This window comes from Streptomyces tatrensis (assembly GCF_049310065.1).
Taxonomy (GTDB): Bacteria; Actinomycetota; Actinomycetes; order Streptomycetales; family Streptomycetaceae; genus Streptomyces.
Map to the genome: position 1 here is coordinate 5,955,965 of NZ_JBMDLB010000011.1, position 26,204 is coordinate 5,982,168.

General features: G+C 71.3%; 22 protein-coding genes and 4 pseudogenes. 14 read left to right on the forward strand and 12 right to left on the reverse strand.

All coding sequences use genetic code 11. The features are described 5' to 3' along the window. Nucleotides 1-68: 68 nt before the first annotated feature. Nucleotides 69-359, reverse strand: a complete 291-nt coding sequence (locus ACODT5_RS43210) for a hypothetical protein (RefSeq protein WP_422524381.1) — start codon at nt 357-359, stop codon at nt 69-71. 146 nt (nt 360-505) lie between these two features. Here ACODT5_RS43210 and ACODT5_RS43215 point away from each other — a divergent pair, with 146 nt between their 5' ends. The 5 genes and pseudogenes from ACODT5_RS43215 (at nt 506) to ACODT5_RS43235 (ending at nt 5,333) form a co-directional block, all read left to right on the forward strand. Next, nucleotides 506-808 (forward strand): hypothetical protein, encoded by a 303-nt coding sequence (locus ACODT5_RS43215; RefSeq protein ID WP_422524382.1) that lies wholly within the window; start codon nt 506-508, stop codon nt 806-808. A 116-nt stretch (nt 809-924) separates the two neighbouring features. Then, complete coding sequence (locus ACODT5_RS43220) at nt 925-2,202, forward strand: L,D-transpeptidase (RefSeq protein ID WP_422524383.1); 1,278 nt, start codon at nt 925-927, stop codon at nt 2,200-2,202. A 287-nt stretch (nt 2,203-2,489) separates the two neighbouring features. Then, nucleotides 2,490-3,577 (forward strand): annotated as a pseudogene (locus ACODT5_RS43225) (RNA-guided endonuclease InsQ/TnpB family protein). A 66-nt stretch (nt 3,578-3,643) separates the two neighbouring features. Beyond that, nucleotides 3,644-4,270, forward strand: coding sequence for an ABC transporter ATP-binding protein (locus tag ACODT5_RS43230; protein WP_422525217.1), 627 nt, complete (start codon nt 3,644-3,646; stop codon nt 4,268-4,270). A 34-nt stretch (nt 4,271-4,304) separates the two neighbouring features. After that, on the forward strand, nt 4,305-5,333 hold the full coding sequence (locus tag ACODT5_RS43235) for a GNAT family N-acetyltransferase (protein ID WP_422524384.1): 1,029 nt from the start codon (nt 4,305-4,307) through the stop codon (nt 5,331-5,333). A 31-nt stretch (nt 5,334-5,364) separates the two neighbouring features. Here the strand turns inward: ACODT5_RS43235 and ACODT5_RS43240 are convergent, their stop codons facing one another. Continuing rightward, complete coding sequence (locus ACODT5_RS43240) at nt 5,365-6,279, reverse strand: helix-turn-helix transcriptional regulator (RefSeq protein WP_422524385.1); 915 nt, start codon at nt 6,277-6,279, stop codon at nt 5,365-5,367. 259 nt (nt 6,280-6,538) lie between these two features. Between ACODT5_RS43240 and ACODT5_RS43245 the strand changes: the two genes are divergently transcribed. Then, entirely contained in the window at nt 6,539-7,585 is a 1,047-nt protein-coding gene (locus ACODT5_RS43245) for an NAD(P)-dependent alcohol dehydrogenase (RefSeq protein WP_422524386.1), read from the forward strand. 213 nt (nt 7,586-7,798) lie between these two features. Beyond that, nucleotides 7,799-8,098: pseudogene (locus ACODT5_RS43250) on the forward strand (sulfatase-like hydrolase/transferase); the annotation flags it as partial. A gap of 23 nt (nt 8,099-8,121) precedes the next feature. Here the strand turns inward: ACODT5_RS43250 and ACODT5_RS43255 are convergent. From ACODT5_RS43255 to ACODT5_RS43265, 3 genes and pseudogenes are all read right to left on the reverse strand, one after another. Next, nucleotides 8,122-9,583 (reverse strand): annotated as a pseudogene (locus ACODT5_RS43255) (IS200/IS605 family accessory protein TnpB-related protein); the annotation flags it as partial. A 277-nt stretch (nt 9,584-9,860) separates the two neighbouring features. Then, nucleotides 9,861-10,526: a peptide-methionine (S)-S-oxide reductase MsrA gene (gene msrA / locus ACODT5_RS43260; RefSeq protein WP_422524387.1), complete on the reverse strand. Its 666-nt coding sequence runs from the start codon at nt 10,524-10,526 to the stop codon at nt 9,861-9,863. A gap of 67 nt (nt 10,527-10,593) precedes the next feature. After that, a complete protein-coding gene (locus ACODT5_RS43265) occupies nt 10,594-11,700 on the reverse strand; it encodes a hypothetical protein (protein WP_422524388.1) in 1,107 nt (368 codons plus the stop codon). 175 nt (nt 11,701-11,875) lie between these two features. Between ACODT5_RS43265 and ACODT5_RS43270 the strand changes: the two genes are divergently transcribed. After that, complete coding sequence (locus tag ACODT5_RS43270) at nt 11,876-13,033, forward strand: cystathionine gamma-synthase (RefSeq protein WP_422524389.1); 1,158 nt, start codon at nt 11,876-11,878, stop codon at nt 13,031-13,033. Between the two features lie 31 nt (nt 13,034-13,064). On the opposite strand, the gene ACODT5_RS43275 is transcribed toward ACODT5_RS43270, so the two are convergent. From ACODT5_RS43275 to ACODT5_RS43285, 3 genes are all read right to left on the reverse strand, one after another. After that, the gene (locus ACODT5_RS43275) at nt 13,065-13,307 is read right to left on the reverse strand and encodes a hypothetical protein (protein ID WP_385372044.1); all 243 of its coding nucleotides are present in this window, start codon (nt 13,305-13,307) and stop codon (nt 13,065-13,067) included. After that, nucleotides 13,304-13,846 carry an RNA polymerase gene (locus tag ACODT5_RS43280; protein ID WP_422524390.1) on the reverse strand — a complete coding sequence of 181 codons (543 nt, stop codon included), beginning with the start codon at nt 13,844-13,846 and terminating at the stop codon, nt 13,304-13,306. The genes ACODT5_RS43275 and ACODT5_RS43280 overlap by 4 nt, the downstream gene beginning before the upstream one ends. Before the next feature lie 221 nt (nt 13,847-14,067). Continuing rightward, on the reverse strand, nt 14,068-14,601 hold the full coding sequence (locus ACODT5_RS43285; protein ID WP_422524391.1) for a MarR family winged helix-turn-helix transcriptional regulator: 534 nt from the start codon (nt 14,599-14,601) through the stop codon (nt 14,068-14,070). Between the two features lie 231 nt (nt 14,602-14,832). Here ACODT5_RS43285 and ilvA point away from each other — a divergent pair, with 231 nt between their 5' ends. The 3 genes from ilvA (at nt 14,833) to ACODT5_RS43300 (ending at nt 18,108) form a co-directional block, all read left to right on the forward strand. Beyond that, nucleotides 14,833-16,065, forward strand: a complete 1,233-nt coding sequence (gene ilvA / locus ACODT5_RS43290) for a threonine ammonia-lyase (protein WP_422524392.1) — start codon at nt 14,833-14,835, stop codon at nt 16,063-16,065. A gap of 163 nt (nt 16,066-16,228) precedes the next feature. After that, entirely contained in the window at nt 16,229-17,260 is a 1,032-nt protein-coding gene (locus ACODT5_RS43295) for an ATP-binding cassette domain-containing protein (protein ID WP_422524393.1), read from the forward strand. Then, nucleotides 17,257-18,108 (forward strand): ABC transporter permease, encoded by an 852-nt coding sequence (locus tag ACODT5_RS43300; protein WP_422524394.1) that lies wholly within the window; start codon nt 17,257-17,259, stop codon nt 18,106-18,108. Before ACODT5_RS43295 ends, ACODT5_RS43300 begins: the two co-directional genes overlap by 4 nt. 125 nt (nt 18,109-18,233) lie before the next feature. On the opposite strand, the gene greA is transcribed toward ACODT5_RS43300, so the two are convergent. Beyond that, nucleotides 18,234-18,731: a transcription elongation factor GreA gene (gene greA / locus ACODT5_RS43305; RefSeq protein ID WP_327304923.1), complete on the reverse strand. Its 498-nt coding sequence runs from the start codon at nt 18,729-18,731 to the stop codon at nt 18,234-18,236. Between the two features lie 113 nt (nt 18,732-18,844). Further along, nucleotides 18,845-19,258 carry a DUF4307 domain-containing protein gene (locus ACODT5_RS43310; RefSeq protein ID WP_422524395.1) on the reverse strand — a complete coding sequence of 138 codons (414 nt, stop codon included), beginning with the start codon at nt 19,256-19,258 and terminating at the stop codon, nt 18,845-18,847. 122 nt (nt 19,259-19,380) lie between these two features. Between ACODT5_RS43310 and mca the strand changes: the two genes are divergently transcribed. Beyond that, the gene (gene mca / locus ACODT5_RS43315; protein WP_250751581.1) at nt 19,381-20,262 is read left to right on the forward strand and encodes a mycothiol conjugate amidase Mca; all 882 of its coding nucleotides are present in this window, start codon (nt 19,381-19,383) and stop codon (nt 20,260-20,262) included. Between the two features lie 19 nt (nt 20,263-20,281). Here the strand turns inward: mca and ACODT5_RS43320 are convergent. Beyond that, nucleotides 20,282-21,475: pseudogene (locus tag ACODT5_RS43320) on the reverse strand (RNA-guided endonuclease InsQ/TnpB family protein). Between the two features lie 146 nt (nt 21,476-21,621). Between ACODT5_RS43320 and ACODT5_RS43325 the strand changes: the two are divergent. Further along, nucleotides 21,622-21,840 (forward strand): hypothetical protein, encoded by a 219-nt coding sequence (locus ACODT5_RS43325; RefSeq protein WP_382977232.1) that lies wholly within the window; start codon nt 21,622-21,624, stop codon nt 21,838-21,840. A gap of 68 nt (nt 21,841-21,908) precedes the next feature. Here ACODT5_RS43325 and ACODT5_RS43330 read toward each other — a convergent pair whose 3' ends face one another. Next, nucleotides 21,909-25,289: a tetratricopeptide repeat protein gene (locus tag ACODT5_RS43330; RefSeq protein ID WP_422524396.1), complete on the reverse strand. Its 3,381-nt coding sequence runs from the start codon at nt 25,287-25,289 to the stop codon at nt 21,909-21,911. Between the two features lie 125 nt (nt 25,290-25,414). On the opposite strand from ACODT5_RS43330, the gene ACODT5_RS43335 reads away from it, so the two are divergent. Beyond that, nucleotides 25,415-26,191 carry a DUF4344 domain-containing metallopeptidase gene (locus tag ACODT5_RS43335; protein WP_422524397.1) on the forward strand — a complete coding sequence of 259 codons (777 nt, stop codon included), beginning with the start codon at nt 25,415-25,417 and terminating at the stop codon, nt 26,189-26,191. The last annotated feature ends 13 nt before the right edge of the window (nt 26,192-26,204 follow it).

Consider the following 26,204-nt stretch of genomic DNA (forward strand, 5'->3'; position numbering starts at 1 on the left):
ACGGACGAGGAAGGGTGCGGCCCCGGGGATCTCCCCGGGGCCGCACCCTTCCTCGTGTCCGGCGGCCGTTACGCCGTGCGCGAGCGCCGTACGGAGAAGGCTACGAAGCCGGCTCCGGCGCCCAGGAAGAGAGTGCCGCCGAGCAGGTAGGGCGTGGTGTCCACGCCGCCCGTGTCGGCGAGCTGGAGGGCGGGCGCGGGCGCGGAGGCGGCCTGGACCCGGGTGTTCGCGGCGGCGGGCGCGCCGGCGCCGGCCTTCGCGTGCCCGGGCGCGGTGGCGCCCGCCGAGGGGACGAACCACAGCGCGGCGAGGAGGGTGGTCGCTCCGAGAGCGGTGAGTGTTGATCGGCGTGCGGACACGGTGCGATCCCCCTTGTGGCAGCAGCGAATTGGCCCCGTGCGGTGATGCTACGGAAAGGGGCGGGTCGTGGGAAAGCCGGGGCTGCCGCGGGATTACTCTCCGTCGTATGGAACCTTCTGAGACCTCACGATACGTACGCCTTCGGGTGGATTTGGTACTTGAAGTGCCGGACGTCGACGCGCTCACCGGAGCCGCCCTCGCGCACATCAAGGCCGACGAGTTCATGCCGGACGAGGAGCGCGGCCACGCCGAGGCGGCCGTCCGGGAGGACGAGTCGGAGGCCCTGGCCTACCTCGTGGACCCCACTGACCTGGTCGCGGGGATCCCCGGGGTGGAGCTCGCGCAGGCCTCCTGGAGCAGCGAGCCGGTGGAATACGACCCCGAGTCCATGGAGTGGGACCTCGACGAGGAAGATGGGGAGCTCGAAGAAGAGACTGACAACGCCTGACGGTGGGGTTGACCACATTCGAACGGAATGTGGCAGCACCTCGGGGTGTAATGCGTTGTCAGGACGAGGCAGGGGGGTCATGCCCCCTGCCCGGGGAGTTCGGGGTTCCGGCAACGATGGAGTGGCGTGTGAGGACGGACAGTAAGCGGCGGAGAAGGTCCCTGGTGGCCATATCCGCCGTACTCGGCGGCGTACTGGTGCTCGCGGGATGCGGCGGCGACGACGGCGGCAAGACGCCGAAGGGCAGCGGTGAGGCGTCGGCCAAGTCCCAGGCGGACGTGGACGCGGCTGCGGCCAAGGACGCCTCCAAGGCCAAGATAGCCATCACGCCCAAGGACGGCGCCACCAATGTCGGCCTGAACGACTCGGCCAACGTGGCCGTCAGTGAAGGCACGCTCACCGCCGTCGAGCTGAAGAGCTCCGAGGGCACGAAGGTGGCCGGCAAGATAGCCGCCGACGGCAAGAGCTGGAAGCCGGACGCCGCGCTGAAGCGCTCGACCAAGTACGCCCTGTCGGCGACCGCGAAGGACGAGGCGGGCCGCGAGGCGCACGAGAACGCCTCCTTCACCACCGTCTCCCCGCAGAACAGCTTCGTGGGCTCCTTCATCCCGGACGCGGGTCAGACCGTCGGCGTGGGCATGCCGGTCTCGATCACCTTCGACAAGTCGATCAAGGACAAGAAGGCCGTCCAGGCGGGCATCACCGTCACCTCCAGCAGCGGCCAGGAGGTCGTGGGCCACTGGTTCAGCACGCAGCGGCTGGACTTCCGCCCGGAGAAGTACTGGCAGGCCGGTTCCACCGTCACGCTGAAGCTGGCGCTGGACGGGGTCCAGGGCGGCCCGGGCATCCAGGGCGTGCAGAGCAAGACGGTCACCTTCAAGATCGGCCGGAGCCAGGTCTCCACGGTCGACGCGAAGTCGAAGAAGATGACGGTCACCCGTGACGGCGCGGTCCTCAAGACCATCCCGATCTCGGCGGGCTCCCCGGAGAACCCGACCTACAACGGTCAGATGGTGATCTCCGAGAAGTTCAAGGAGACCCGGATGAACGGCGCCACCGTCGGCTTCACCGACGACGACGGCAAGGGCGAGTACGACATCAAGGACGTACCGCACGCGATGCGCCTGTCGACCTCCGGCACCTTCGTCCACGGCAACTACTGGGGACCGGACTCGGTCTTCGGCAGCGCCAACACCAGCCACGGCTGTGTCGGCCTGAACGACGCCAAGGGCGCGAACGACCCGAACCAGCCCGCAGCCTGGTTCTACGACAACTCCCTCATCGGAGACGTCGTCACGGTCGTCAACTCCCCGGACAAGACCATCAAGCCGGACAACGGCCTCAACGGCTGGAACATGAACTGGGCGGAGTGGAAGGCCGGCTCGGCCGTCTGATCCGCCGGCACCGCAGCTGAACCCCGCGACGGACGGCGGGGAGCCCCGACCAGGGGGCTCCCCGCCGTCCGTCTGTGCGTCACCTGTGAGTTCGCGTTCTCATCCGACTCCTACTCCTCTGGCTATCTGGCTATCTGGCTATCTGGCGATCAAGGGGCGGACTCCAGCGAGCGTGGGATCTCGGAGTTGAGGGCTACGGGTCGGTACGTGCGCGATCGGTCACTCGTTCGTGGGATCGTCGGAGAACTTGAGCATGGACGCAAAGGGTGCGGAGCTACGGTCGGTTCATGACGACAACGGCCACTGCGGATGGTCCCGGGTATGCCCGGTTCACCTACCGGCTTCGCGTGTCGTCGACCGCTCTCGCCAAGCTGTTGGGTGAGTGGGACCGGTGCCGGTGGATCTGGAACGAATGCTGTGCCCGGTCGAAGAAGGCCCATGCCGAGAGTGAGAAGTGCGGTCCGGCGAGGCTGGACACGATGCTGACCGAGGCCCGTAGCCGCAATACCTGGTTGGGAGAGGGCCGTAGCGTTCCACAGCAGCAGCTGATTCGGGACTTCGGGAAGGCCCGCGCCAAAGCGTTGAAGGACATCAAGGCCCGGTTGCCGATGCGGCAACGGGCCGGAATGCCCAGGTACAAGAAGAAGGCCAAGGCCGATCCGAGTCTCAACTACACCTGTCGCGGCTTCCGGATCAAGGGCGGCCGCCTGTACCTTGCGGGCGGCATCAACCTGGGGGTGGTGTGGTCCCGGGATCTCCTGGCGGATCCGTCGTCGGCCGCGACAACCACCAGCGACGCCCACGACCTCCCGCACGCCGAACACGGCAAGAAGGCCGCTGCCGGGCTCGCCCGCTACCAGCGGATGATAGCCCGCCGGAAACCGACCAAGGGCAGGCCCGGTTCGCGGGGCTACCGCGCGGCGAAGAGGCTGACGGCGAAGCTCCACAAGAAGGTGGCCCGGCAACGACAGGACACCGGCCGCAAGTGGGCCAAGCGCGTGGTCCGCGACCATGACGCCCTCGCCGTGGAGGACTTCCGCCCGAAGTTCCTCGCCAAGTCGACCATGGCGCGTAAGGCAGCTGACGCCGCGATCTCCGCGACCAAAACAGCGCTGATCGGCATGGCATGCAAGCACCGGCGCATCGTGCACCTTGTCCACCCCGCGCACACACCACCATGGAGTGCGCGCAGTGCGGAGCGAGAACCAAGCACGCACCACCTCTCTCTGAACGTACCCATACCTGCACCGGGTGCGGAACCGTGTCCCCCAGGGACAAGAACTCCGCCCGCGTGATGCTGGTCCGGGCTGGTCTCAACCCGGCTGCCGCAGATCGCAGAAGACCTGACAGCCCGCCGGGCTATCAGGCAGCGTGAGGCAGGAATCCCCTCCCTTCAGGGAGGGGAGGATTCAACAAGCGCTACCAGCGCGGCAGGCAATCCATCGACGCGCTCGCCGGCGTCGACCTGACCATCGAGGACGGCGGCCGCCTCGTCATCCAGGGACCCACCGGCGGCGGCAAGTCCACCCTGCTCCAGATGCTCGGCGCCCTGGACCGCCCGACGGCGGGACAGATCGCCCTGGACGGACTCGACCTCGCCACCGTCTCCGAATCCCGCCTCACCCGGGTCCGCGCGGAGAGCATCGGCTTCGTGTTCCAGTCCTTCAACCTGATCCCGACGCTCACCGCCCAGGAGAACGTCGAGACGGCCCTCGTCCCGCTCGGCCTGAAGGCCCGCGAGCGGCGCGACCGGGCCGCCGAGGCACTGGACTCCGTGGGCCTCGGCGAGCGGATGGGCCACCTGCCCGGGGGGATGTCCGGCGGCCAGCAGCAGCGCGTGGCCATCGCACGGGCGCTGGTGAAGCGGCCGAAGGTGCTGCTCGCCGACGAGCCGACCGGCAACCTCGACGAGTCCATGCGCGACGAGGTCATGGAACTGCTCGAAGGGCTGTGGAAGGAGCACGGCCTGACCTTCGTCATGGTCACCCACGACAGCGCGCTCGCGAAGCGGGCCCCGCGGGTGGCGACGATCCGCCGGGGGAAGGCGACCGTCACCGAGAACGCCTGAGCGCGCCGCGGTGCTCCGGTTTAGGGTCCGGATCATGACGATCACCCCGCTCTCCGTACCCCCGACCGACACCGAGATCGACCACTGGTGGGCCGTCCTGGCCGCGGCCCGGACGGCAGACCTGCCGGGGAGTCCCCCGCCCTCCCGGACGGAGGTGGCGGGAGCGCTGCGGGTGCCCTCGGTGCGGGGGCGCTCGCTGTACTGGGCGACGGACGACGCGGTCGCCTCGCTGGTCCTCTTCACGGACGGCGCCAACGACCACACGGCGTTCCTGGACGAGCTGACCGTACGGCCCGACGCGCGGCGCCGCGGTGTGGGAACGGCCCTGTGGGCGGCCTGCCGCGAGGAGCTGCGCGCGGACGGCCGGACCTCGGTGGCGGTGGAGGTGGACCTGGGCGGCCCGGGGCAGGCGTTCGCCGAGTCGGTGGGCTTCGAGGGCGTCCTGTCGATGGCCTGGTACGTGCAGGACGTGCGCGAGGCGCGGTGGGTGCAGGGCGCGGCGCAGGCGGCGCAGGCGGGCCAGGCGGGCCAGGCGGGCCAGGCGGGCCAGGGCGGGTCCGGGTCCGCCGCGTCCGCCCCGCCCGGCTACGAGCTGCACTGCTGGCCCGGACTGGTGCCCGACGACTGGGCGCACGCCGTGGCCGCGGCCCACGGGGCGATGGAGGACGCGCCGACGGGGGAGCTGGACCAGCAGATCCAGACCTGGACGGCGGAGCGCCTGCACGCGGCCCACCGCAAGATCCTGGACCGGGGAGGCGCGCTGACCACGGTCGCCGCCGTCACCCCGGACGGCGAGGTGGCGGCCTACACGGAACTGGTCCTCCCCGATCCGGCCGGCCCGCGCGCGCTCCAGTACGACACCGTGGTGGTCCCCGCCCACCGGGGCCACGGCCTCGGCCGCGCGGTCAAGCTCCGCATGCTCGCGGAGGAGGCGGCCCGCCACCCGGACCTGCGCACCATCGCCACCTCGGTGGCGGACGACAACACCCCGATGCTCGCGGTCAACGCGGCCCTGGGCTACCGGCGCGAACGCGGGGTCGGGTACTTCCAGCTGAAGTTCTAGGCGGGGCCTGGGCGGGGGCGGGCCGCGCGTCCTACGAAGCGGATTCCTCGACGGGGTCCGCGGCGAGGTCCCGGTCGGGGTCGGCCCCGGGGGCGGTGGGTGACGCGGACCAGGAGGCGAGGAGGCTGAGGGCGTCGGCCGAGGGGGAGCCCGGGGGCGCGTGGTAGGTGACCAGGAACTGCGCCGGGTCGTCCGGGAGGGCCAGGGTCTCGAAGGAGAGCTGGAGCTCGCCGACCAGCGGGTGGCGCAGCCGCTTGACGCCGTGGATCTTGTTGTCCGCCACCGTGTGGGCCGCCCACAGCCTGCGGAACTCCTCGTTCTTCACGGACAGTTCACCGACCAGCGCGGACAGCCGCTCGTCGTCCGGGAACTGGCCGGCGTACACGCGCAGATTGCTCACGACCTCGCACGCCCGGCACTCCCAGTCCGCGTACAGCTCTGCCGTCGCCGGGTCCAGGAACACCAGCCGGACCAGGTTGCGCTCGGGCGCCGGGAGCTTGCCGAAGTCACCGAAGACCGCCGCCGCGAGCCGGTTCCAGCCTATGACGTCCTGGCGCCGCCCGACCAGGTACGCCGGTACGCCGTCCATCGCGTCCAGCAGGCTCCGCAGCTCCGGCCGGACCTGCTGGGGGCGCGGGGCCTGGCGGCGCTTGCGCGGCTTGGGGCCGGCCAGGTGGCTCAGGTGCGCGCGCTCCGTGCCGTCCAGGCGCAGGGCCCGCGCGATGGCGTCGAGGATCTCCGCCGACACGTTCTGGCCGTGGCCCTGCTCCAGGCGGGTGTAGTACGCGACCGAGACCCCGGCCAGCTGCGCCAGCTCCTCGCGGCGCAGGCCGGGGACCCGGCGGTGGCGCCCGTAGTCGGGCAGCCCCACGTCCTCGGGGCGCAGTCGGGCGCGCCGGGATCGCAGGAACTCGCCGAGCTCGGCTCGCTGATCAAGCTGGTCCATTACCCCAGTATCACCGCGCGGGGGCGTTGGCCGCGGGCGTGAGCCTGACCCCGCCAAGGGTAGGTTCGCCAGACCTAGGCAGGGCAGGGGGATGGGTGTCCGGGGCGGGGGAGTGCAGGCTGTGGACACACAGCAGTCCTGCGCAGCAGTTCCGCGCAGCAGTTCCGCGCAACAGTTCCGCGCAGCAGTTTCGCGCAACAGTTCCGCACAGCAGTCCTGCACGGCAGTCCCGTATCGCAGTCCTCCGAGGAGCCCCATCGTGTCCGTCACCCAGGTCGCCGCCTACGCCGCTCCCGCGCCCAAGGCCCCGCTGGAGCGCATCACCGTCCCGCGCCGTCCGGTCGGCGCGCACGACGTCCTCATCGACATCAAGTTCGCCGGCATCTGCCACTCCGACATCCACCAGGTCACCGACGGCTGGGGCGAGGGCATCTACCCCATGGTCCCGGGCCACGAGATCGCCGGCGTCGTCACCGAAGTCGGCCCCGGCGTCACCAAGTTCGCGGTCGGTGACCGCGTGGGCGTCGGCTGCTTCGTCGACTCCTGCCGCGAGTGCGAGCAGTGCCTCGCCGGGCAGGAGCAGTTCTGCGCCAAGGGCATGACCGGCACGTACAACGCCCTCGACAAGAACGGCGAGCCCACGTACGGCGGTTACTCCACGCACGTGGTCGTCGACGAGAACTACACCGTCCGCATCCCCGACGGCCTTCCCCTCGACGTCGCCGCCCCGCTGCTGTGCGCCGGCATCACCCTGTACTCCCCGCTGAAGCACTGGAAGGCCGGCCCCGGCAAGCAGGTCGCGGTCGTGGGCCTCGGCGGCCTCGGCCACATGGGCGTCAAGATCGCCCACGCGCTGGGCGCCGAGGTCACCGTCCTCTCCCAGACCCTGCGCAAGCAGGAGGACGGCCTCAAGCTGGGCGCCGACCACTTCTACGCGACGAACGACGAGGCCACCTTCAAGGAGCTGGCCGGCCGCTTCGACCTGATCGTGTCGACCGTCTCCGCGCCGCTCGCCCTCGACTCCTACCTGGGCCTGCTCAAGGTGGACGGCGCCCTGGTCAACGTCGGCGCCCCGGAGGAGCCGGTCTCGCTGAACCTGTTCTCCGTCATCGGCGGCCGCAAGACCCTGGCCGGCTCGATGATCGGCGGGATCGCCGAGACGCAGGAGATGCTCGACTTCTGCGCGGAGCACGGGCTCGGCGCGGACATCGAGCTGATCCGCGCCGACGAGGTCAACGAGGCCTACGAGCGCGTCCAGTCGGGCGACGTCCGCTACCGCTTCGTCATCGACACCTCGACGATCTGAACCCCGACGATCTGAACCCCGACCATCTGAACCCCGACCATCTGAGCCCGGCCATCTGAACCCCGGCCAGCTGACCGGCGCCTGACGGCGGCCCCCGGAGCGCACGGCGCCCCGGGGGCCGCCGTCACACGCTTTTCATGCCCCGTGCATGGTCTCGGCGGCCGCCCGCGCGGACGATCTTCCCATCAGCCTTCGTCCCCAGGGGAGTTCGAGATGTCCAGCCGCCGCCACTTCCTCGCGGGTTCCGCGGCCGCCGCCGTCGGCCTCGCGGCCCTCCCGCAGGCCGCCCAGCCCGCGCGGGCGGCGACCGCCGCCGGGGCGGAGGGCCCGCCGAACCTCGTGGTGATCCTGGCCGACGACCTGGGCTACGGCGACCTCGGCGCGTACGGCCAGAAGCTGATCAGCACCCCGCGCATCGACCGGCTCGCCGCCGAGGGGCTCCGCTTCACCGACGCCTACTCCGCGGCGGCCGTCTGCGCGCCCTCCCGCGCCGCGCTGCTCACCGGCCTGCACACCGCCGTCCGGGCCAACCGTTCCTAGCCAGTGTGCAGGAGTGAGTCTTGGACCCACTGGTGCGTGCTGGGCGCATCCCGAACGGTTTTGGATGCACTGGGTCCCCGCGTTCTTGTCCCGCTCAGCGACGGCCCTCCAGGGGCACGGTCCGTCGCGGGTGGGCGGCTTCCCTCACGCCCTCGTGTACCCGGTGCGGCCTGGGCGGTCCGATGCCCCACACGATCACTCTGGTCGTGTGGGGGCGGTGCCGTCCGTCGCCGGATCGGGTGTCCGAGGGCGCGTCGTCCGATCGCGATGCCGGCGGCATCGTGACGGGACATCTTTCGGCGCGGGGTGACCAGCGGCTTTTGCCAGTGCTGGCCTCCCCACTGGGAGGTGTAGGCGGGATCGACCGCGACGACGGAGAGGCCGTGTTCGGCGGCCATCGAGGCGAGTCGGGCTTTGAGCTTGCCGGTCGGGATGCCGGAGATGAGCTGCCGGAACCGTTTCCTGCGGCCATGCTTCTCGCGGGTCTTCTCAGCGGTGAAGTCGAGGTCTTCGATCGCGATGGCGTTGACACCGGTTCTTCGCCCAGTGCAGCAGCCGGGTGAGTGCGTGACGGATCTGCGCGTCGCGGTGATCCGCGGCGCCGGACAGGTTGTAGGGGAAGCGGTGCGGATCACCGATGGGGTTGCCGTGCGGGTCGAGTCGGTAGGCTGCGAAGTGGTCGGCGTTGGTATCGACACCGATCATGCCGTTCGCCCGGGCTGCGGTGAGTGGGATGGTCTGGACGGCGGGGCGTTGCCAGGATGCGGTCAGGTACCAGCGGCCGCGTGTGACGTCCAGGTGGATGCGGTAGGCAACGGCCCGGTTCGCTTCGATCCGGTCGGCCCATTCCATGCCCCGGTGCGCGAACGCGATCCTGGAAGTCAGGACGTACCGACCGTGCTTGCTATTGGCCAGGTTCGCGAGCGGGGCGGGCAGTTTGACCGACACCTCGCCGTCGGGGGTGACACGGATCGTCTCGTTCCCGAACCGTTTCCCGGACTCGCCGTCAGCGGCCAGGAACCAGCGTTCGGCTTCCCAGCGGGCGCGCCACTGCTCCTCGGTGAGTTGGGCTCCATCCAGGTGGTGCCGGGTGTTCGCCAGCCGCTTCCCACCCCGGACTACTCGGACCCGACCCGCCTGCCGGTCGGCCACCGCAGCCGCGCGCCGCTCTTCCAGCGCCACGAGGCGGCGGGACTTGCGAAACCACTCGCTCCTGGAGCGGTAGCCGCCCGCAGCCCGCTTGCTACCCTTCTCCCCGATCGGGAGGGCGAGACGGTGGCGCAGCGTCTTGATGCCTGCGTCCAGGTTCTGGATGTGTGCGGCCTGGCAACGCCGGGCGAGTGCCCACTGATCGTGGCTGGCCCTGGTGATCGCCCCGGCGATCCGCGAAGACGACAACCTTGTCAGCCCCCGCTTACGAGCTGCCCACGTATCGGTGGAATGGCCTAGGCCGCAAGCGGGCACAGGACGGCACCAGTGAACTGCCGTCACGGAACCAGCGATACGCGCGCTGGGGACGTACACCCCGCGCCTCCGCCGACTCCTTGAGACCCATACACCGACCGTAACGGCACTCACTCAAATGGACCATCACTCACAAGAGTGGACCAAAAGCCCAGCAGTTCCCTAACCCTCCAGCGCCGGGCACGCAGAACGAAAGGAGCCCCGGCCCCCTCACGCGGCGGGATCCGGGGCTCTTTCGTACTCGAATCGGCCAGCGGACCGGTACCCGGACTCAGCCGTCGGCGCGGGCCACGCCGATCGGGCAGGAGACGCCCGTGCCGCCGATGCCGCAGTAGCCGCCGGGGTTCTTGTCCAGGTACTGCTGGTGGTGAGCTTCCGCGGGCCAGAAGGGGCGCTCCGAGGCCGGGAGGACGGCCGTGGTGATCGTGCCGTAGCCGGAGGAGGTCAGGACGCGCTGGTAGGCCTCCCGGGAGGCTTCGGCGGTGGCCTGGGCGGCGGGGGAGTGGGTGTAGACCGCCGAGCGGTACTGGGTGCCGACGTCGTTGCCCTGGCGGAAGCCCTGGGTGGGGTCGTGGGACTCCCAGAACAGCTTCAGCAGGGCTTCGTAGGAGACCAGGGAGGGGTCGAAGACGACCCGGACCACCTCGGTGTGGCCGGTGCCGCCCGAGCAGACCTCTTCGTAGGTCGGGTTCTCGGTGAAGCCGCCCTGGTAGCCGGCCAGGGTGGTCCACACCCCCGGGGTCTGCCAGAACTTGCGCTCGGCGCCCCAGAAACAGCCGAGGCCGAAGTCCGCGACCTCGAGGTGGGCGGGGTACGGGCCCGCGAGGGGGTTGCCGAGCACGGTGTGCACGGCGGGCAGCCCGAAGAGCGGCTCCGCGCGGCCGGTCAGGGCTTCCTCGCGGGTGGGGAGCTCGGGCGTGCGGCGGTACGAGAACATGGATTCCCTCCTAGTGGTCTACCGGTAACGGCGGACGGCGGGCCGGGATTCCCGCGTCAGGACGGAGTCAGTGCGGCAGCGTCGCCGGGGAGCCGCCGTTGGCTTCGTAGCCGGCCACCGCCAGGGCGCGGTAGATCGCGTACGAGGCGGCCGGGTCCGGGTCGGCGGACCAGGGGAGGGCGCCCACGTAGCCGTCGACGTGGCGGATCTGGTCCATCGCCTCGGCCCAGCGCTCGCCGCCGACCAGGAAGAGGATGAGCAGGTGGCGTACGTGCGCCAGCATCGGGTCGTCGGGACGCGCGCTGTGGACCGCGTACAGCGCGCCCTCCACCGCCCGGGTCACGGACGCGCTCCGGTGGAAGCTGCGGATCAGGACCACGTCCGGGACGTGCTCGTACAGGGCGAAGAGGGGGAGCGCCGCCAGCAGGGAGCCCTGCGGGGCGCGGGCCGCGGCGTGGTGGGTGAAGGCGTCGGCCTTCTCCCGGGAGCCGTGCCACTTCTCGCACCAGTAGTTCAGCGCCGCCAGGTGCGCGCCCATGTGCTGCGGCGCCCGGTCGATGATCTTCGCCCACAGGGCGTCGTACTCGGGCTCCGAGTAGTGCAGCATGCGGGCCACGGACAGCTCGACGATGTACGGGACCGGGTCGCCGGGGGCCAGCAGCGCGGCCTTGTGGCAGGACTCCCGGGCCTCCTCCGCGATGATCCGTACGTCCGCCTCGCTCATGCCCTCCGGGCGCCGCCACATCTGCTGCGCCAGCAGCTCGGCGTGCACCTGCGCACCGCCCGCGTCCTTCGGGGCCTCCAGCCGCCAGGCCTTCAGCCAGCGCGCCCCGGCCCCGGGCTCCTCGGAGAGCTCCAGCGCCGCCGAACCGGCGAAGGCCTGGACGCGCTGCCAGCGCACCTCACCCTCCCGGGAGGTGCCGGCGAGCAGCTGGGAGGCGGCCTGCCACTGCCCGGTCCGCCGCACGTGGTCGAGGGCGTCCATCAGGTCCTGGTCGGGGCCGGGGATCCGGATGTCGAGCTCTTCCTGGAGGGCGAATCCGTAGTCCGCCGGGTCGGCGGCGTCGGGGCTCCCGGGCGTGACCAGGCGCAGGCCGCCGCGCCTGCGCCGCAGGTACGGTCCGACGGCGGCCAAGAGCAGGGCCATCGCGAGCAGGAACCACAGAATCTCCATCCCCCCAGCGAACCAGACCGACCCCGGGAATGGCCAATAGGAGGCAAAGAGCGACCCGAAACGGTCTTCCGGCAGACGCCCGCCGCGACCCCCTCCACGCCGTCGTCCCCGACCCCCTCCGCGCACCCCGGAGGCGGGGCCGCGCAGCGCCCGGACGGGGCATAGCATCGGGTTCATGAGCGACGACAGCCACGAGCACCAGAGCTTCGAGACCCGCGCCATCCACGCGGGCAATACGGCGGACCCGCTGACCGGCGCGGTCGTACCCCCGATCTACCAGGTGTCCACGTACAAGCAGGACGGCGTCGGCGGACTGCGCGGCGGCTACGAGTACAGCCGCAGCGGCAACCCGACCCGTACCGCCCTGGAGGAGAACCTCGCGGCGCTGGAGGGCGGCCGGCGCGGCCTCGCCTTCGCGTCCGGGCTCGCCGCCGAGGACTGCCTGCTGCGTACGCTGCTCTCCCCGGGCGACCACGTGGTCATCCCGAACGACGCGTACGGCGGCACCTTCCGCCTCTTCGCCAAGGTCGTCTCCCGCTGGGGCGTCGAGTGGTCGGTCGCCGACACCTCCGACCCGGCGTCGGTGCGCGCGGCGATCACCCCGAAGACCAAGGTCATCTGGGTCGAGACCCCCTCCAACCCGCTGCTCGGCATCACGGACATCGCCGTCGTCGCCGACATCGCGCGGACGGCCGGCGCCAAGCTGGTCGTGGACAACACCTTCGCGTCCCCCTACCTGCAGCAGCCCCTCGCGCTCGGCGCGGACGTGGTCGTGCACTCGCTGACCAAGTACATGGGCGGCCACTCCGACGTCGTCGGCGGCGCGCTCGTCGCCGCGGACGCGGCGCTGGGCGAGGAGCTGGCCTACCACCAGAACGCCATGGGCGCGGTGGCCGGCCCCTTCGACTCCTGGCTGGTGCTGCGCGGCATCAAGACGCTGGCCGTCCGCATGGACCGGCACGCGGAGAACGCGGGCAAGATCGCCGAGATGCTGGTCCGCCACCCCAAGGTCCACACGGTCCTCTACCCGGGCCTGCCCGGGCACCCGGGCCACGAGATCGCCGCCAAGCAGATGCGCAACTTCGGCGGCATGATCTCCTTCCGGGTCACCGGGGGCGAGGAGGAGGCCGTCGCGCTCTGCGACCGGACCAAGATCTTCACGCTCGGCGAGTCCCTCGGCGGCGTCGAGTCCCTCATCGAGCACCCGGGCCGCATGACCCACGCCTCGGTGGCCGGCTCGGCCCTGGAGGTCCCGGGCGACCTGGTCCGCCTGTCGGTGGGCATCGAGAACGCCGACGACCTGCTGGCCGACCTCGCGCAGGCGCTGGGCTAGTCACCCTCCGGCCCGAACAGGTCTCCCCGTCCTACCAGGGCGGGGAGACCTCGCTCGAAGGCGCCGACCAGGCGCCGGTCAGCGAGGCCCACACCACGAAGGCCACCACGGCCGCCCACAGCAGGGCCCAGCCGGTCCGCTGCACGGCCCTGCGGCGTCGCAGCAGCCGGTCGCCGCGCGCGGCCGCGCCCGCCGCGAGATCGGGGGGCACCGCCGGGTACGGACCCTCCAGCAGCCGCTTGACCTGGGCTTCCCTGGGGTCGGGGCGACTCATGCCGCCTCCTGGCGGCGGGCGTCCGGCCGGGGGCCGGGGGCGGCTCCGGGGCGGGTGCGCAGCTCGGCGACGGCCCGGTCGCACAGGGCTCTCACCCGATCGGGCGCCAGCCCCAGCTGCGCGGCCGTGACCTCCTCCGCGACCCCTTCGTAGAGCCGCAGCACCACGACGAGCCGCTCCAGCGGGCCCAGCCGCCCGAGCACCCCGCTGCCCCCGTGGTGGCGGCGGCCGGTGCGGGCGAAGGCGGCGCACAGCTCCTGGCGGGTGTGGTCGTACGGATCGTCCCCGCGCAGCCTGCGCCAGTTCGCGTACGTACGGGCCAGCGCGCCGCCGAGCAGTGCGCGCGCGGCGGGGGCCGCGGCCGCGGCGACGGCGTCGGACGGGGCGGGGGCGCCGGACGGGGCCGGGGCGCCGGCCGTGTCGTCGGCCGCGGGCGTCGCCGGTTCCGCCGTCAGCAGGATCGCGACGCGCAGGAGCCGCCCCGCCGCACCCGCGACGAAGGCTTCGAACTCCGCGTAGGGGCCCGGTCCGTGGTCCACACACCACATACTGCGGCCGGAGGGACCGCCTCGGAAGGGGTCGGGCGCTAGGGCCTGTCGTCACACTCCCGTCGTCGCCCGAAGGGCGGCCTCACGGCGTCTGGTGCGTGCTCTCGGCGTGCCGGGCGGAAGCCCGCGTACTGGACGTACGTGGGCTTCGCCCGGTGCGGCGAGAGTGCGTGCCAGGCGCCGCGAGGCAGACGGGAGTTTGACGACAGGCCCTAGGAGGCGGGGCCGGCCTCGGACCCGGGCTCGGAGCCGGCCGACATCAGCTCGGACAGCGAGACGTTGAAACGGGTCAGCAGACCGGTGAACGCCTCGCGCTCCTCCTCGTGCCAGCCGTCCGTCACCCGGGCCATCAGCTCGCGCCGCGAGGAGCGGACCTCCTCCAGCCGCGCCAGCCCGCGCGGGGACAGCGCGAGCACGACGGCCCGCCCGTCCTCGGGGTGCGAGGTCCGCTTGACCAGGCCGCTGTCGACGAGCGGGGCGACCTGGCGGGTGACGGTGGAGGAGTCGATGCCCATCCCGCCGGCCAGCGCCTTGACGCCCATCGGGCCTTCCAGGTCGAGCCGGTTCAGCAGCAGGTACGCGGCCCGGTCCATGGAGTTGCGGGCCTGGCCGACCCCGCCCAGGCGGGTCTGCTCGGCGCGCCGGGCGAAGACCGCCACCTGGTGCTGGAGCGCGTCGAGGAGACCGGCTTCGGCGGGCGCGCCGGCCGGCGCGGGCAGGTCGGAACTGGCCGGGGTGGAGGGCATGGCCGTGGGCTCTCTTCGCATGGGGCCGACAAGGATGGGGGACAGAGTACGCGGCCGTGCGACGGCTCGTACTCCCCGTACAAGAACTGGTACGGCAGCGGTGAAACGGCGACTACGAGCCGTCCCGCATGGCGAGATTTCGCCGCCGGGAACACTGCCGCGCGCACCGCCGCTCACCCGTCCCGCCCAGCGCAGCGCAGCGCGCCGCGGACCGGCTGCGAGACTGGCCGCATGAACTACCGAGTGCCGCAGCCCGTCCCGCAGGTCATCCTCGACGACGTCCGGGGGGCCCAGAAGATGCTCTCCGGCGTCTCCCGGGTGACCGCGATGGAGGGCAGCCGGTACCTCTCCTCGCTCACCGGCTCCCCGGTCCACTTCAAGTGCGAGAACCTCCAGCGCACCGGCTCCTTCAAGCTGCGCGGGGCGTACGTGCGCATCGCGGGCCTGCGCCCCGAGCAGCGGGCCGCCGGGGTCGTCGCCGCCAGCGCGGGCAACCACGCCCAGGGCGTGGCGCTGGCCTCCTCCCTCCTCGGGGTCCGCTCGACCGTGTTCATGCCGGTCGGGGCGCCCCTGCCGAAGGTGGCCGCGACCCAGGAGTACGGCGCCGAGGTGCGGATGCACGGGCAGGTCGTGGACGAGACGCTGGCCGCGGCCCAGGAGTACGCCGACCGTACGGGCGCGGTGTTCATCCACCCCTTCGACCACCGCGACATCATCGCGGGCCAGGGCACGGTCGGCCTGGAGATCCTGGAGCAGTGCCCCGAGGTGCGCACGATCCTCGTCGGCATCGGCGGCGGCGGGCTCGCCGCCGGGGTGGCGGTCGCGGTCAAGGCGCTGCGCCCCGACGTCCGGGTGATCGGGGTCCAGGCGGCGGGCGCGGCCGCGTACCCGCCCTCGCTGAAGGTCGGGCACCCGGTGTCCATCGAGAACCCGAACACGATGGCGGACGGCATCAAGGTGGGCCGGCCCGGCGACATCCCCTTCAAAATCATTGGCGAGCTGCTCGACGACGTCCGTACGGTGTCCGAAGACGCGCTCTCCAGCGCGCTGTTGCTCTGCCTGGAGCGGGCGAAGATGGTGGTCGAGCCGGCCGGGTGCAGCCCGGTGGCCGCGCTGCTGAGCGAGCCCGAACTGTACGGCGACGGCCCGGTGGTGGCCGTGCTGTCCGGCGGCAACGTCGACCCGCTGCTCCTGCAGCGGATCCTGCGCCACGGCATGGCGGCGGCCGGCCGCTACCTGTCGCTGCGGCTGCGGGTGACCGACCGGCCGGGGGCACTGGCCGGTCTGCTGGCGGAGTTGTCAGTGGTGGATGCGAACGTGTTGGACGTGAGCCACGTGCGGACGGATCCGCGCCTGGGGCTCACGGAGGTGGAGGTGGAGCTGCACCTGGAGACGAAGGGGCCGAAGCACTGCGCGGAAGTCGCGCGGGCGCTGCACGGCGCGGGGTACAAGGTCATGGGCTAGCAGGCCCGACCCCTCGGGGCGACACTCCCCGATCCGGTGGCGAGACGCGATATGACGCGATAGGTTGTCGCCCGTTCGGCCGAGCGAGGTCGATTCGGCGTTCGTAGGATTCGCGTAGAAATGTCACGATTCAACCGGTTCGATTCGCACTGGGAGTACCCATATGCCAGGCGCCATCTACGCCGAAGGTCTGGTCAAGACCTTCGGCGACGTAAGGGCTCTGGACGGCGTTGACCTCGATGTACCCGAAGGCACGGTCCTCGGTCTGCTCGGCCCCAACGGCGCGGGAAAGACCACGACCGTACGTGTCCTGACCACCCTCCTCCAGCCCGACAGCGGCAAGGCGGTGGTGGCCGGGATCGACGTCCTCAAGCACCCCAACGAAGTCCGGCGCTCGATCGGCCTCTCCGGCCAGTTCGCCGCCGTGGACGAATACCTCACCGGCCGGGAAAACCTCCAAATGGTCGGCCAGCTCTACCAGATGGGCGCCAAGGCGGCCAAGGCCCGGGCCGCCGAACTGCTCGAGCGCTTCAACCTCGGCGACGCCGCCGACCGCACCGCCAAGACGTACTCGGGCGGCATGCGCAGGCGACTCGACCTCGCCGCGGCCCTCGTCGTCAGCCCGCCCGTGATGTTCATGGACGAGCCCACCACCGGTCTCGACCCGCGCAACCGCCAGCAGCTGTGGGGGATCATCCAGGAACTGGTCGCCGGCGGCACCACCCTGCTGCTCACCACGCAGTACCTGGAGGAGGCCGACCACCTCGCGCACGACATCTGCGTGGTCGACCACGGCCGGGTCATCGCACGCGGCACCTCCGACGAGCTCAAGGCCCGGACGGGCGGCGAGCGCGTCGAGGTCGTCGTGCACGAGCGCGACCGCATAGCCGCGGCCCGCGAGGTGCTCGCCGGCTTCGGCAAGGGTGAGACCACCGTCGAGGAGCACACCCGCAAGCTGACCGTGCCGGTCTCCGGCGGAGCCAAGCTGCTCGCCGAGGTCATCCGCGAACTCGACGGACGCGGCATCGAGATCGACGACATCGGCCTGCGCCGTCCCACCCTGGACGACGTGTTCATCTCCCTGACCGGCCACGCGGCGGAGCGAGAAGCCGAGGAGAACGGAGAGGCCCCCGACGACGCGAAGTCCGCGAAGTCGACGGGCAGCCGCAAGGACCGCAAGGAGGCGGCGAAGTGACCCTCACCTCCACGACCCCGGAGCCGGCGGCCCCCCGCCCGCGCGGCGGCATCGTCCAGGGGATCAACGACTCCCTGGTGATGGCGAAGCGGAACCTGATCCGCATGTCCCGCATCCCCGAGATGGTCATCTTCGGGCTGATCCAGCCGATCATGTTCGTCGTGCTGTTCAGCTACGTCTTCGGCGGCTCGATGATGATCGGCGGCTCGACCAGCGCGAGCGACTACCGCAACTTCCTGATGGCCGGCATCTTCGCGCAGACCGTCACCTTCGCCACCGCCGGAGCCGGCGCGGGCATCGCCGACGACATGCACAAGGGCCTCATCGACCGCTTCCGGTCGCTGCCGATGGCCCGCGGCGCGGTCCTCACCGGCCGCACCCTGGCCGACCTCGTGCAGACCGCCCTGACCATGGTCGTCCTGGCGATCGTGGCGCTCCTCGTGGGCTGGCGCATCCACGAGGGCGTACCGAAGGCGCTCGCGGGCTTCCTCCTGCTCCTGCTCCTGGGCTACGCCTTCTCCTGGATCGGCGCCCTGATCGGCCTGTCCGTGCGGACCCCGGAGGCGGCCACCTCGGGCGGGCTGATCTGGCTGTTCCCGGTCACCTTCATCTCCAACGCCTTCGTTCCCACCGAGAACATGGCGGGCTGGCTCCAGCCCATCGCGGAGTGGAACCCGTTCAGCGCGACCGTGCAGGCCTGCCGCGAACTCTTCGGCAACCCGGGTGTGTCGCCGTCGGACGCCTGGCCGATGCAGCACCCGGTGTGGGCCTCGCTGCTCTGGTCCGTCGTGATCATCGTGGTGTTCCGCACCCTGGCCGTGCGCAAGTACCGCTCGGCGACGGCGTAGCCACCGCGGGCACGCGGGGGCCGGCCCGCCCCGGAAGCGCCTCGCCCCGGAAAACACCCCCCGGAAACACTTCGCCCCGCCGAGCAGCAGCCCGGCGGGGCGAAGTGTTCAAAGAGAGGGGGTGATCAGCCGGTGAAGGGCTTGACGTCGAGGATCTTGACCGAGGCCTGCTTGCCGTTCGGCAGCTCGTACTGGGCGTCCTCGCCGATCTTCTTGCCCAGCACGCCGAGGCCCAGCGGGGACTGCGGGGAGTAGGTCTCGAAGTCCGAGGACGCGTACTCGCGCGAGGCCAGCAGGAACTCCATCGTGTCGCTCTCGTCGCCGTCGAAGGCGATCTTGACCAGGGTGCCGGGGGCCACCTCGCCGTCGGAGGCGGGGGCCGTGCCGACCTTGGCCTTCTCCAGCAGCTGCGTGAGCTGGCGGATGCGGAGCTCCTGCTTGCCCTGCTCCTCCTTGGCCGCGTGGTAACCGCCGTTCTCACGGAGGTCACCCTCCTCGCGGGCGGCCGCGATCTTGATCGTGATCTCCGACCGTGCGGGACCAGAGAGGTACTCCAGCTCGGCCTTCAGCTGGTCGTACGCCGCCTGGGTCAGCCAGGTGACGCTCTCGCTCGTCTGGGTCACGGGTGCTCCTCGTCGGTACAGGGACAACAAAGCCGCCAGCGGCGGACGAAACCACGAGCCTAACAATTCGGGAAGAAAAGGGGGAGGACGCCAAGTGTGTGAACTGCGTCAGGTCAGCCCGCGGAACCCGCCACGCGACAGCCGATCAGCTCGATCATCGTGGCCCGCCCGGTGGTCTTCAGCGTGACCATCTCGTCCACGCGTCCGCTCTTCTGCGCGAAGGTGAAATCGGCGCGGCCCACCTCGCCGTGACTCTCGTCCTGCGAGCTCAGCGTGCACACACCGGTGTCCGCGGCCTCCTTGCGCACCTCGAGGTGCACCTCGACGGCGGTGTCGGAGACGACCTTGAACTTGATGACCTCGGCGCTCACGCTCTGCCCGGCCACGTAGTCCCAGCCGATCCAGCCGACCACACCCAGCAGCCCGACCCCCAGGACCGAACCGATGATCTTGAGCTTGCGGTCGGCACGCTCGTCCGCCGACCGGCCGTAGCGGCCCTCGGGCAGCCCTTCGCGCACCGCGCTCATCGATCGTTCCCTTCGAGGTGGGCGAAACATCGGGATCCCGGGGTGACCCCCCGGAATTTTTCCACCTCCCGATTCGGTCACTATAGAAGCGCCCGCCCTGACGACTCAAAGAGGATCCTGTCTTGACCGAGCAGCTTCGACTGATGGCCGTCCACGCCCACCCCGACGACGAGTCGAGCAAGGGCGCGGCCACCATGGCCAAGTACGTGTCCGAGGGGGTGTCCGTGCTGGTCGTGACGTGCACCGGCGGCGAGCGCGGCTCCGTCCTGAATCCCAAGCTCCAGGGCGACAAGTACATCGAGGAGCACATCCACGAGGTGCGCGCCAAGGAGATGGACGAGGCGCGCGAGATCCTCGGCGTCGACCAGGAGTGGCTGGGATACGTGGACTCCGGGCTCCCCGAGGGCGACCCGCTGCCGCCGCTGCCCGAGGGCTGCTTCGCCCTGGCCGACGTCGACGAGGCGGCCGGCCGCCTGGTGAAGAAGATCCGCGCCTTCCGGCCGCAGGCCGTCACCACGTACGACGAGAACGGGGGCTACCCGCACCCCGACCACATCATGACCCACAAGATCACGATGGTGGCCTTCGATCACGCGGCCGACACCGAGAAGTACCCCGAGGCCGAGTTCGGCCCGGCGTACCAGCCGCAGAAGCTCTACTACAACCAGGGCTTCAACAAGCCGCGCACCATCGCCCTGCACGAGGCGCTGCTCGCCCGCGGCCTGGAATCCCCGTACGGCGAGTGGCTGGAGCGGTGGAAGGAGTTCGAGCGCAAGGAGCGGACGCTGACCACCCACGTCCCCTGCGCCGACTTCTTCGAGATCCGTGACAAGGCGCTCATCGCCCACGCCACGCAGATCGACCCCGACGGCGGCTGGTTCCGCGTCCCGATGGAGATCCAGAAGGAGGTCTGGCCGACGGAGGAGTACGAGCTCGCGAAGTCCCTCGTGGACACTTCCCTCCCCGAGTCCGACCTCTTCGCGGGCATCCGGGAGAATGCGTAGCTTTGACTTGATCCCCTCCTTAATGGGAGGGGATCCCTCCCCTTGCGAGTTGGGCTTTCTGCTTCGCTGGCCGCTGCCTGTCCGGAGTTTTCCGTTGAGGTCTTACACCGTCTCCACAGACTGTCGCCGCCAGCCCGGCGGCCAGAAGGTTGACTGCGGCGTTCTCGTCCCGGTCGTGGGCAGCGCCGCAACCGTTGCATGTCCAGGTGCGGACGTGCCGCGGTATGTCCGCGGCAAGGTGGCCGCAGCGGGAACAGAGTTTCGTGCTGGGAAACCATCGGTCGACGGTGATCAGTCGGCGTCCGTACCAGGCGCACTTGTACTCCAGCACGGAGCGGAATTCGGCCCAGCTCGCGTCGCTGATGGCGCGTGCGAGCTTAGGATTCTTGATCATGGCGCGGACCGTCAGGTCCTCGATCACGAGCGTTTGGTTTTCACGCACGAGCCGAGTCGACAGCTTGTGGAGGAAATCACGACGCCGGTCGGCGATCCGGGTGTGGATCCTCGCGACCTTGCGGCGGGCCTTCTCCCGGTTCCTCGAACCCCTCTCCTTCCGGGACAGATTTCGCTGCGCCTTCGCGAGGCGGGCGCGGTCGTTGCGTTCATGCCTCGGGTTGTTGATCTTCTCCCCGGTGGACAAAGTCGCCAGCGAGCTCAGGCCGACGTCGATACCGACCGCCCGTGTGGTGGCGGGCATCGGGGCCGGCATGTCCTCGCACAGCAGCGACACGAACCAGCGGCCCGCTGCGTCTCGGGAGACAGTCACGGTGGATGGCTCGCTGCCTGTCGGCAGAGGACGCGACCAGACGATGTCCAACGGCTCGATCATCTTCGCCAGCGTCAGCCGCCCGTCACGGAACTTGAAGGCGCTGCGCGTGTACTCCGCCGAAGCGTGCGACTTCTTCCGGGACTTGAATCGGCGGTACTTCGACCGCTTTTCCCAGAAGGAGATGAACGCACCCTGCAAGTGCCGGAGCGTCTGCTGGAGCGGGACCGAGGACACCTCGGACAGGAAGGCGAGCTCCGGCGTCTTCTTCCACTCGGTCAGCATTGCCGACGTCTGCCCCTAGTTCACGCGCTCCTGTCGCTGCCACGCCACCCTACGGGCGTCCAGGGCCATGTTGTAGACCTTCCGCACACACCCGAACGTGCGCGACAGCTCCGCTGCCTGCACGTCACTCGGGTAGAAGCGGTACCTGAATGCCCGCTTCATGTGGGAATTCGACACAGCTCGCACGCTAGCGAGACTATTCGTGGGTGGACAAGGTCAGGTCAGGGCGTGACGCAGCGTTCTCCTCTGAGTCTGAGCCTTGTTTCCTTCTCAAGCGGTGGCCGCATTTCCGAACGAAAGACGACACGATGAGCGCTACGCACGAAGCAATCGTCCAGCTCCTCCCGCTGGCCGGCGACACCTTCGACAAGAACAAGGTGACCCCGGGCCTCCTCGGATTCGTCGTGTTCGCGGCCCTCGCCCTCGGGGTGTGGGGCCTGATGAAGTCGATGAGCCGCCACATGGGCCGCGTCGACTTCAAGGAAGCCCCGGAGCCCGCCCCGACGGAGGGCACGCGCGCCCCGTAGGGGCCGTCCAGGTGTGGTGACCGCCGCCCGGCCCTCCTTCGCGGCCCGGCGGCGGGTCTCCGCGCGCCCTACACCGGGGGCAGCGTCACCGGGACGCCCATGATCTCCCGCGAGTGCAGGTTCGGTACGAGCGAGAGCCGCCACGCCTGCCAGCCCTCCGCCGGGTCCACCCCGCGCCCCAGGATCACCGTGTAGGACTCCAGGCAGTCCTCCAGCCGCCCGTCCCGCATCGGGTGCGGGGCCGCCGACAGCCGTGCCAGCTCCGTCCGCGCCTCGTCCGGGGCCGCCGGGATCGCGTACGGCAGGAGCGTGCAGCGCAGGAAGCGCGCCCAGTCCTCCCCGCGCCGGTCCCCGTACGAGATGAACAGCCGCACCGCCTCCTCGCACAGGTCCAGCGCCTGCCCGGTCCGCCCGTTGCCCGCGTCCACCACCGCCAGCTCCAGGCAGGTCCAGGCCTCCCCGTGGGCCAGCCCGATCCGCCGGAAGTCCGCCCGCGCGTCCACCAGCAGCTGCCGGGCGAAGCCGGAGTTCCTCAGGTTCCCCGTCTGCGCCGCCCGCTGGTCCCGCGTGACCCGGCCCGAGTGGTGGCGGGCGTGCGCCAGCCCGTACACGTCCCGCATCCGGGAGAACATCGTGCGGGCCCGCTCCAGCTCCCGCACCGCCCGGTCCCGCTCCCCGGCCTCCTCCAGCGCCTGACCCAGGTAGTACAGCGTCCACGCCTCGCCGCGCGCGTCCTCCGCCTCCCGGTGCCGGGCCAGCGCGTCCCGCAGCCGGTCCAGGGCAGGCCCCGGATCCCCGTCGACCACCCGGGCCCGGCCCAGCTGGGTCAGCGCCCACGCCTGGCCGCGGTCGTCGCGCGTGCGCCCGTACAGCTCCAGCGCCAGGCGCAGCTCCGCCTCCGCGCGCGGGACCTCGCCCAGGCGCAGGTACACCTGGCCGAGCTGCAGGTGCGCCCAGGCCTCGCCGTGCACGCTCTCGCTCTCCCGGTGCAGTCCCAGCGACTCGCGCAGCAGCCGCAGCGCCTCCGCGAGGTGCGCGCGGTCGCGCTCCACCGCGCCGAGCGCGTGCAGGCCCCACGCCCGGTCGCCCGCCAGCTCGTCCGTGGCCTGGAGCACCAGCGCCTCGCGGATGCGGGCCGAGGCCTCGGGGAGGTTGCCCTGGTGGTGCAGGGTGATGCCCAGAGAGACCAGGGCCATGCCCGCGCCGGCCTCCTGCCGGGCCTCCTTGTACTGGTCGACCAGCGAGGTCAGGGTGGTGCGGGACTTGTCCAGCTCGCCGAGCTGGCGGGCCGCGATGCCCGTACGCCACTGCACCGAGCGGACCAGCAGCCCTTGGTCGACGGCCTGCGTCAGCTCGTTGATCTCACCGAGCCGGTACAGGTCGCCGCGCAGCAGGCAGAAGTCGCAGAGCGCGCCCAGCAGGTCCAGTACGGCCTGCTGGTCCACGCCCTCCGAGTGCCGCAGCGCCGCCGTGATGAAGCTCGACTCGTCGTCCAGCCAGCGCAGGGCCGCGTCCAGGGAGACGAACCCGTGCCCGCCGACCGTGCTCGCCTTGGACAGGGCGTTCGCCCGCGTGGACATCTTCCCGTCGACCATCCGGATCACCGAGTCCGCGAGCTGCGCGTACGTACGGATCAGCCGCTCGTGCGCCGCCGCCGCGCCTGCCCGGTCCTCGTCCTGCGCCAGGCGCGCCGCCGCGTACGCCCGCACCGCATCGTGCATCCGGAACCGGTCCCCGCGTACGTGGTCCAGCAGCCCCGCCCGCGCCAGCTCGCGCAGCAGCCGCCCGGCCTCCACCTGGTCCGCGTCGATCAGCGCAGCCGCGGCCGCCGCCCCCAGCGAGGCCCGGCCCGCCAGCGTCAGGCGGCGCAGCAGCCGGCGCCGCTCCTCGGGCAGGGCCGCGTAGGCCAGATCCAGGGCGGCCTCCAGGGAGCCGCCGGGCTCCGGGGACTCCCCGACACTCCCCAGCGGGGCCAGCACGCGCAGCGCCAGCGGCAGGCCGGCGCCGAGCGCGAGCAGCGCGCGTACGGTCTCCTCCGGGTACGGGGCCGCGGGCGCGGCCACGCCCGCGCCTGCGCCGGCTCCTGCGGGCGGCTCCGCCCCTCCCACGCTCACCTTCGCGTCTCCCGGCCCTGCGGCACCCGTCGCCCCGGCACTCGACGCCCCGACACCCGCGCCCGACAGGTTCGCGCCGCCCGCCGGGTCCGTGCCCGCGCCCGCCGCCCGGACCAGCTCCGCACCGGCCTCCTCCGTCAGCCGGGTCACCGGCAGCTGGTACACCCAGGCCGCCAGCTCCGCGGGCAGCTCCAGCGGCTCCCGGGCCGTGACCAGGACCAGGCTCTCGGAGCGCTCGGGCACGAGCATCCGTACCTGCGCGGCGTCCACGGCGTCGTCCAGGACCACCGCCACCGGGGTCCCCTGTACATGCTGGTGGTACAACTCACCTAGCCTGCGCACCTGTTGCTCCGCCGACGAGCCCTCGCGGAACAGTAGCTGCTCACGGGGCGCGCCGAGCCGGTTCATCAGGTGCAGCAGCGCCTCACGGGTCGGCAGCGGACTCTCGGAGGCGCCGCCACCGCGCAGGTTCACCACGCAGGCACCCCGGAACTGGTCCCGCAGCGCCTGCGCCGCGTGCAGCGCGAGCGTGGTGCGGCCCACCCCGGGCTCCCCGTGCAGCACCACGACCACCGGCCGGGTCTCGGTGCTCGCCCGGGCGCTGTGCACCCACTGGGCGATCCGGGCCAACTCGGCCCGGCGCCCGACGAACGCACCTTCCAGAGCCGGGAGTTGGCCGAAAGACTGCTCCAGCATGGCCCGCCGGCGGGCCTCGGCGCTGCGATTGGCGCCGCGGAGCTGGAGGGCGGAGCCGCCGTTCCCGCCGGTCCCGTTCACCTTGTGCGGGGTGTGCAGCGCCGCGGCCACCTTGCGCTGCTGCTCGAGGAAGGGACGGATCCCGCGCACCTCCAGCGCCGACAGCCACTGCAACTTGAGCTGCTCCGCGCCGCCGGGCCGGCCCGCCTCCCCGGCCCGCCGGTTCGCCGCGGGCAGGTGCAGGGCGGTCACCTTGACCACGGTCGCCGTCGCCCCGGCCACGCCCACCACGGCGCCGGTGGTCAGCGCCGTGCCGACCGCCACACTGAAGGCCAGGTCGGCCACGACCGCGGCAGCGGCCGCGACCCCCGTGACCAGCAACGCCGTCGAGGTGTTCGCCCGCCGGAAGGCCTCACCGAGCGACTCGTCCCCGGCCGCCGCCTCGTCCAGGGCACGCGTGAACGCCTCGTACTCGGTGGCCGCACTCGCCGCGAGCGCGTCCAGGGCCTGCTTGCCGCGCGCCAGCAGCGCCGCCTTGGCCTCGGGAGTACCCGCCGCCCCGCCCGCCCCCCGCCGGGACTCCTCCTCCACGGCCCGCCCCAGCAGCCGCTCGGCCTCACCGCGATGACTGTCCCGCATCGGCAATCCCCCTCAGAGAGCTCCGGCACCGTGCCACAAGTGTCCTTCGGGACGGTCGCAAGCGCGAGGGAATCTGAGCTAGTTCAGAGGGAGTTGGCGCGCAAGCGGTCGCTTATGGTGGCTCGGTGAGCAGACGCTGGAGAACTCCGGGACTGTGCGCGGCGCTGGCGGCCCTGCTGTTGGCGATGACCGGCTGCGCGCTGCTGCCGAAAGAACCAGTACCCACACGGGGGTTCTGGCTCCGCTACGAGAAGCCGGCGGCCGCCGACCGCGACGAGGCCCGATTCCTGAAGCAGTGGATCCTCGCCGACATGATCGTCGACGGCCTCAACGACTACGTCGACCTTCCCCACCTGGTCACCGTCGTCGCCCGCTCCTGCCACGGCGAGGGCAGCGGCTATGACCCGCAGGCCCGGCGCATCGATTTCTGCTACGACGACCTGGGCAAGCAGCGCGAACTGTTCTCCCGCGCCGAGAGCTTCCTCCACGACGAAGACCTCGCCGAACTCGTCTACGAGATGCTCTACCACGAGGTCGGCCACGCCCTCATCGACGCACTGAACCTCCCGGCCGACGGGGACCGCGCGGAGGGCGACGCCGCCGACCGCTTCGCCCAGCTGATGCTGAACGGCAGCAAGGAGGGTGCCGAGTCGCTCCTGCTCGCGGCCCGGGCCCACGACCTGTCGGCAGCCTTCGCCCCCACCCCCTCCGAAGACCCCGCCCCTTCCGAAGCGCATGCCCCGCCCGCCGCCCGCGCGGAATCCCACCGCTGCGCGGTCTACGGCGCCTCCCCGGCCCGCCACAAGAACCTCGCCACCCCGGCCCGCGCCACCTGCCCGGCCACCTGGACCCACACCCGCGACACCTGGACCCACGACCTGGCCCCCTTGCTCAGGGAATGACCGAGGGGCCGGG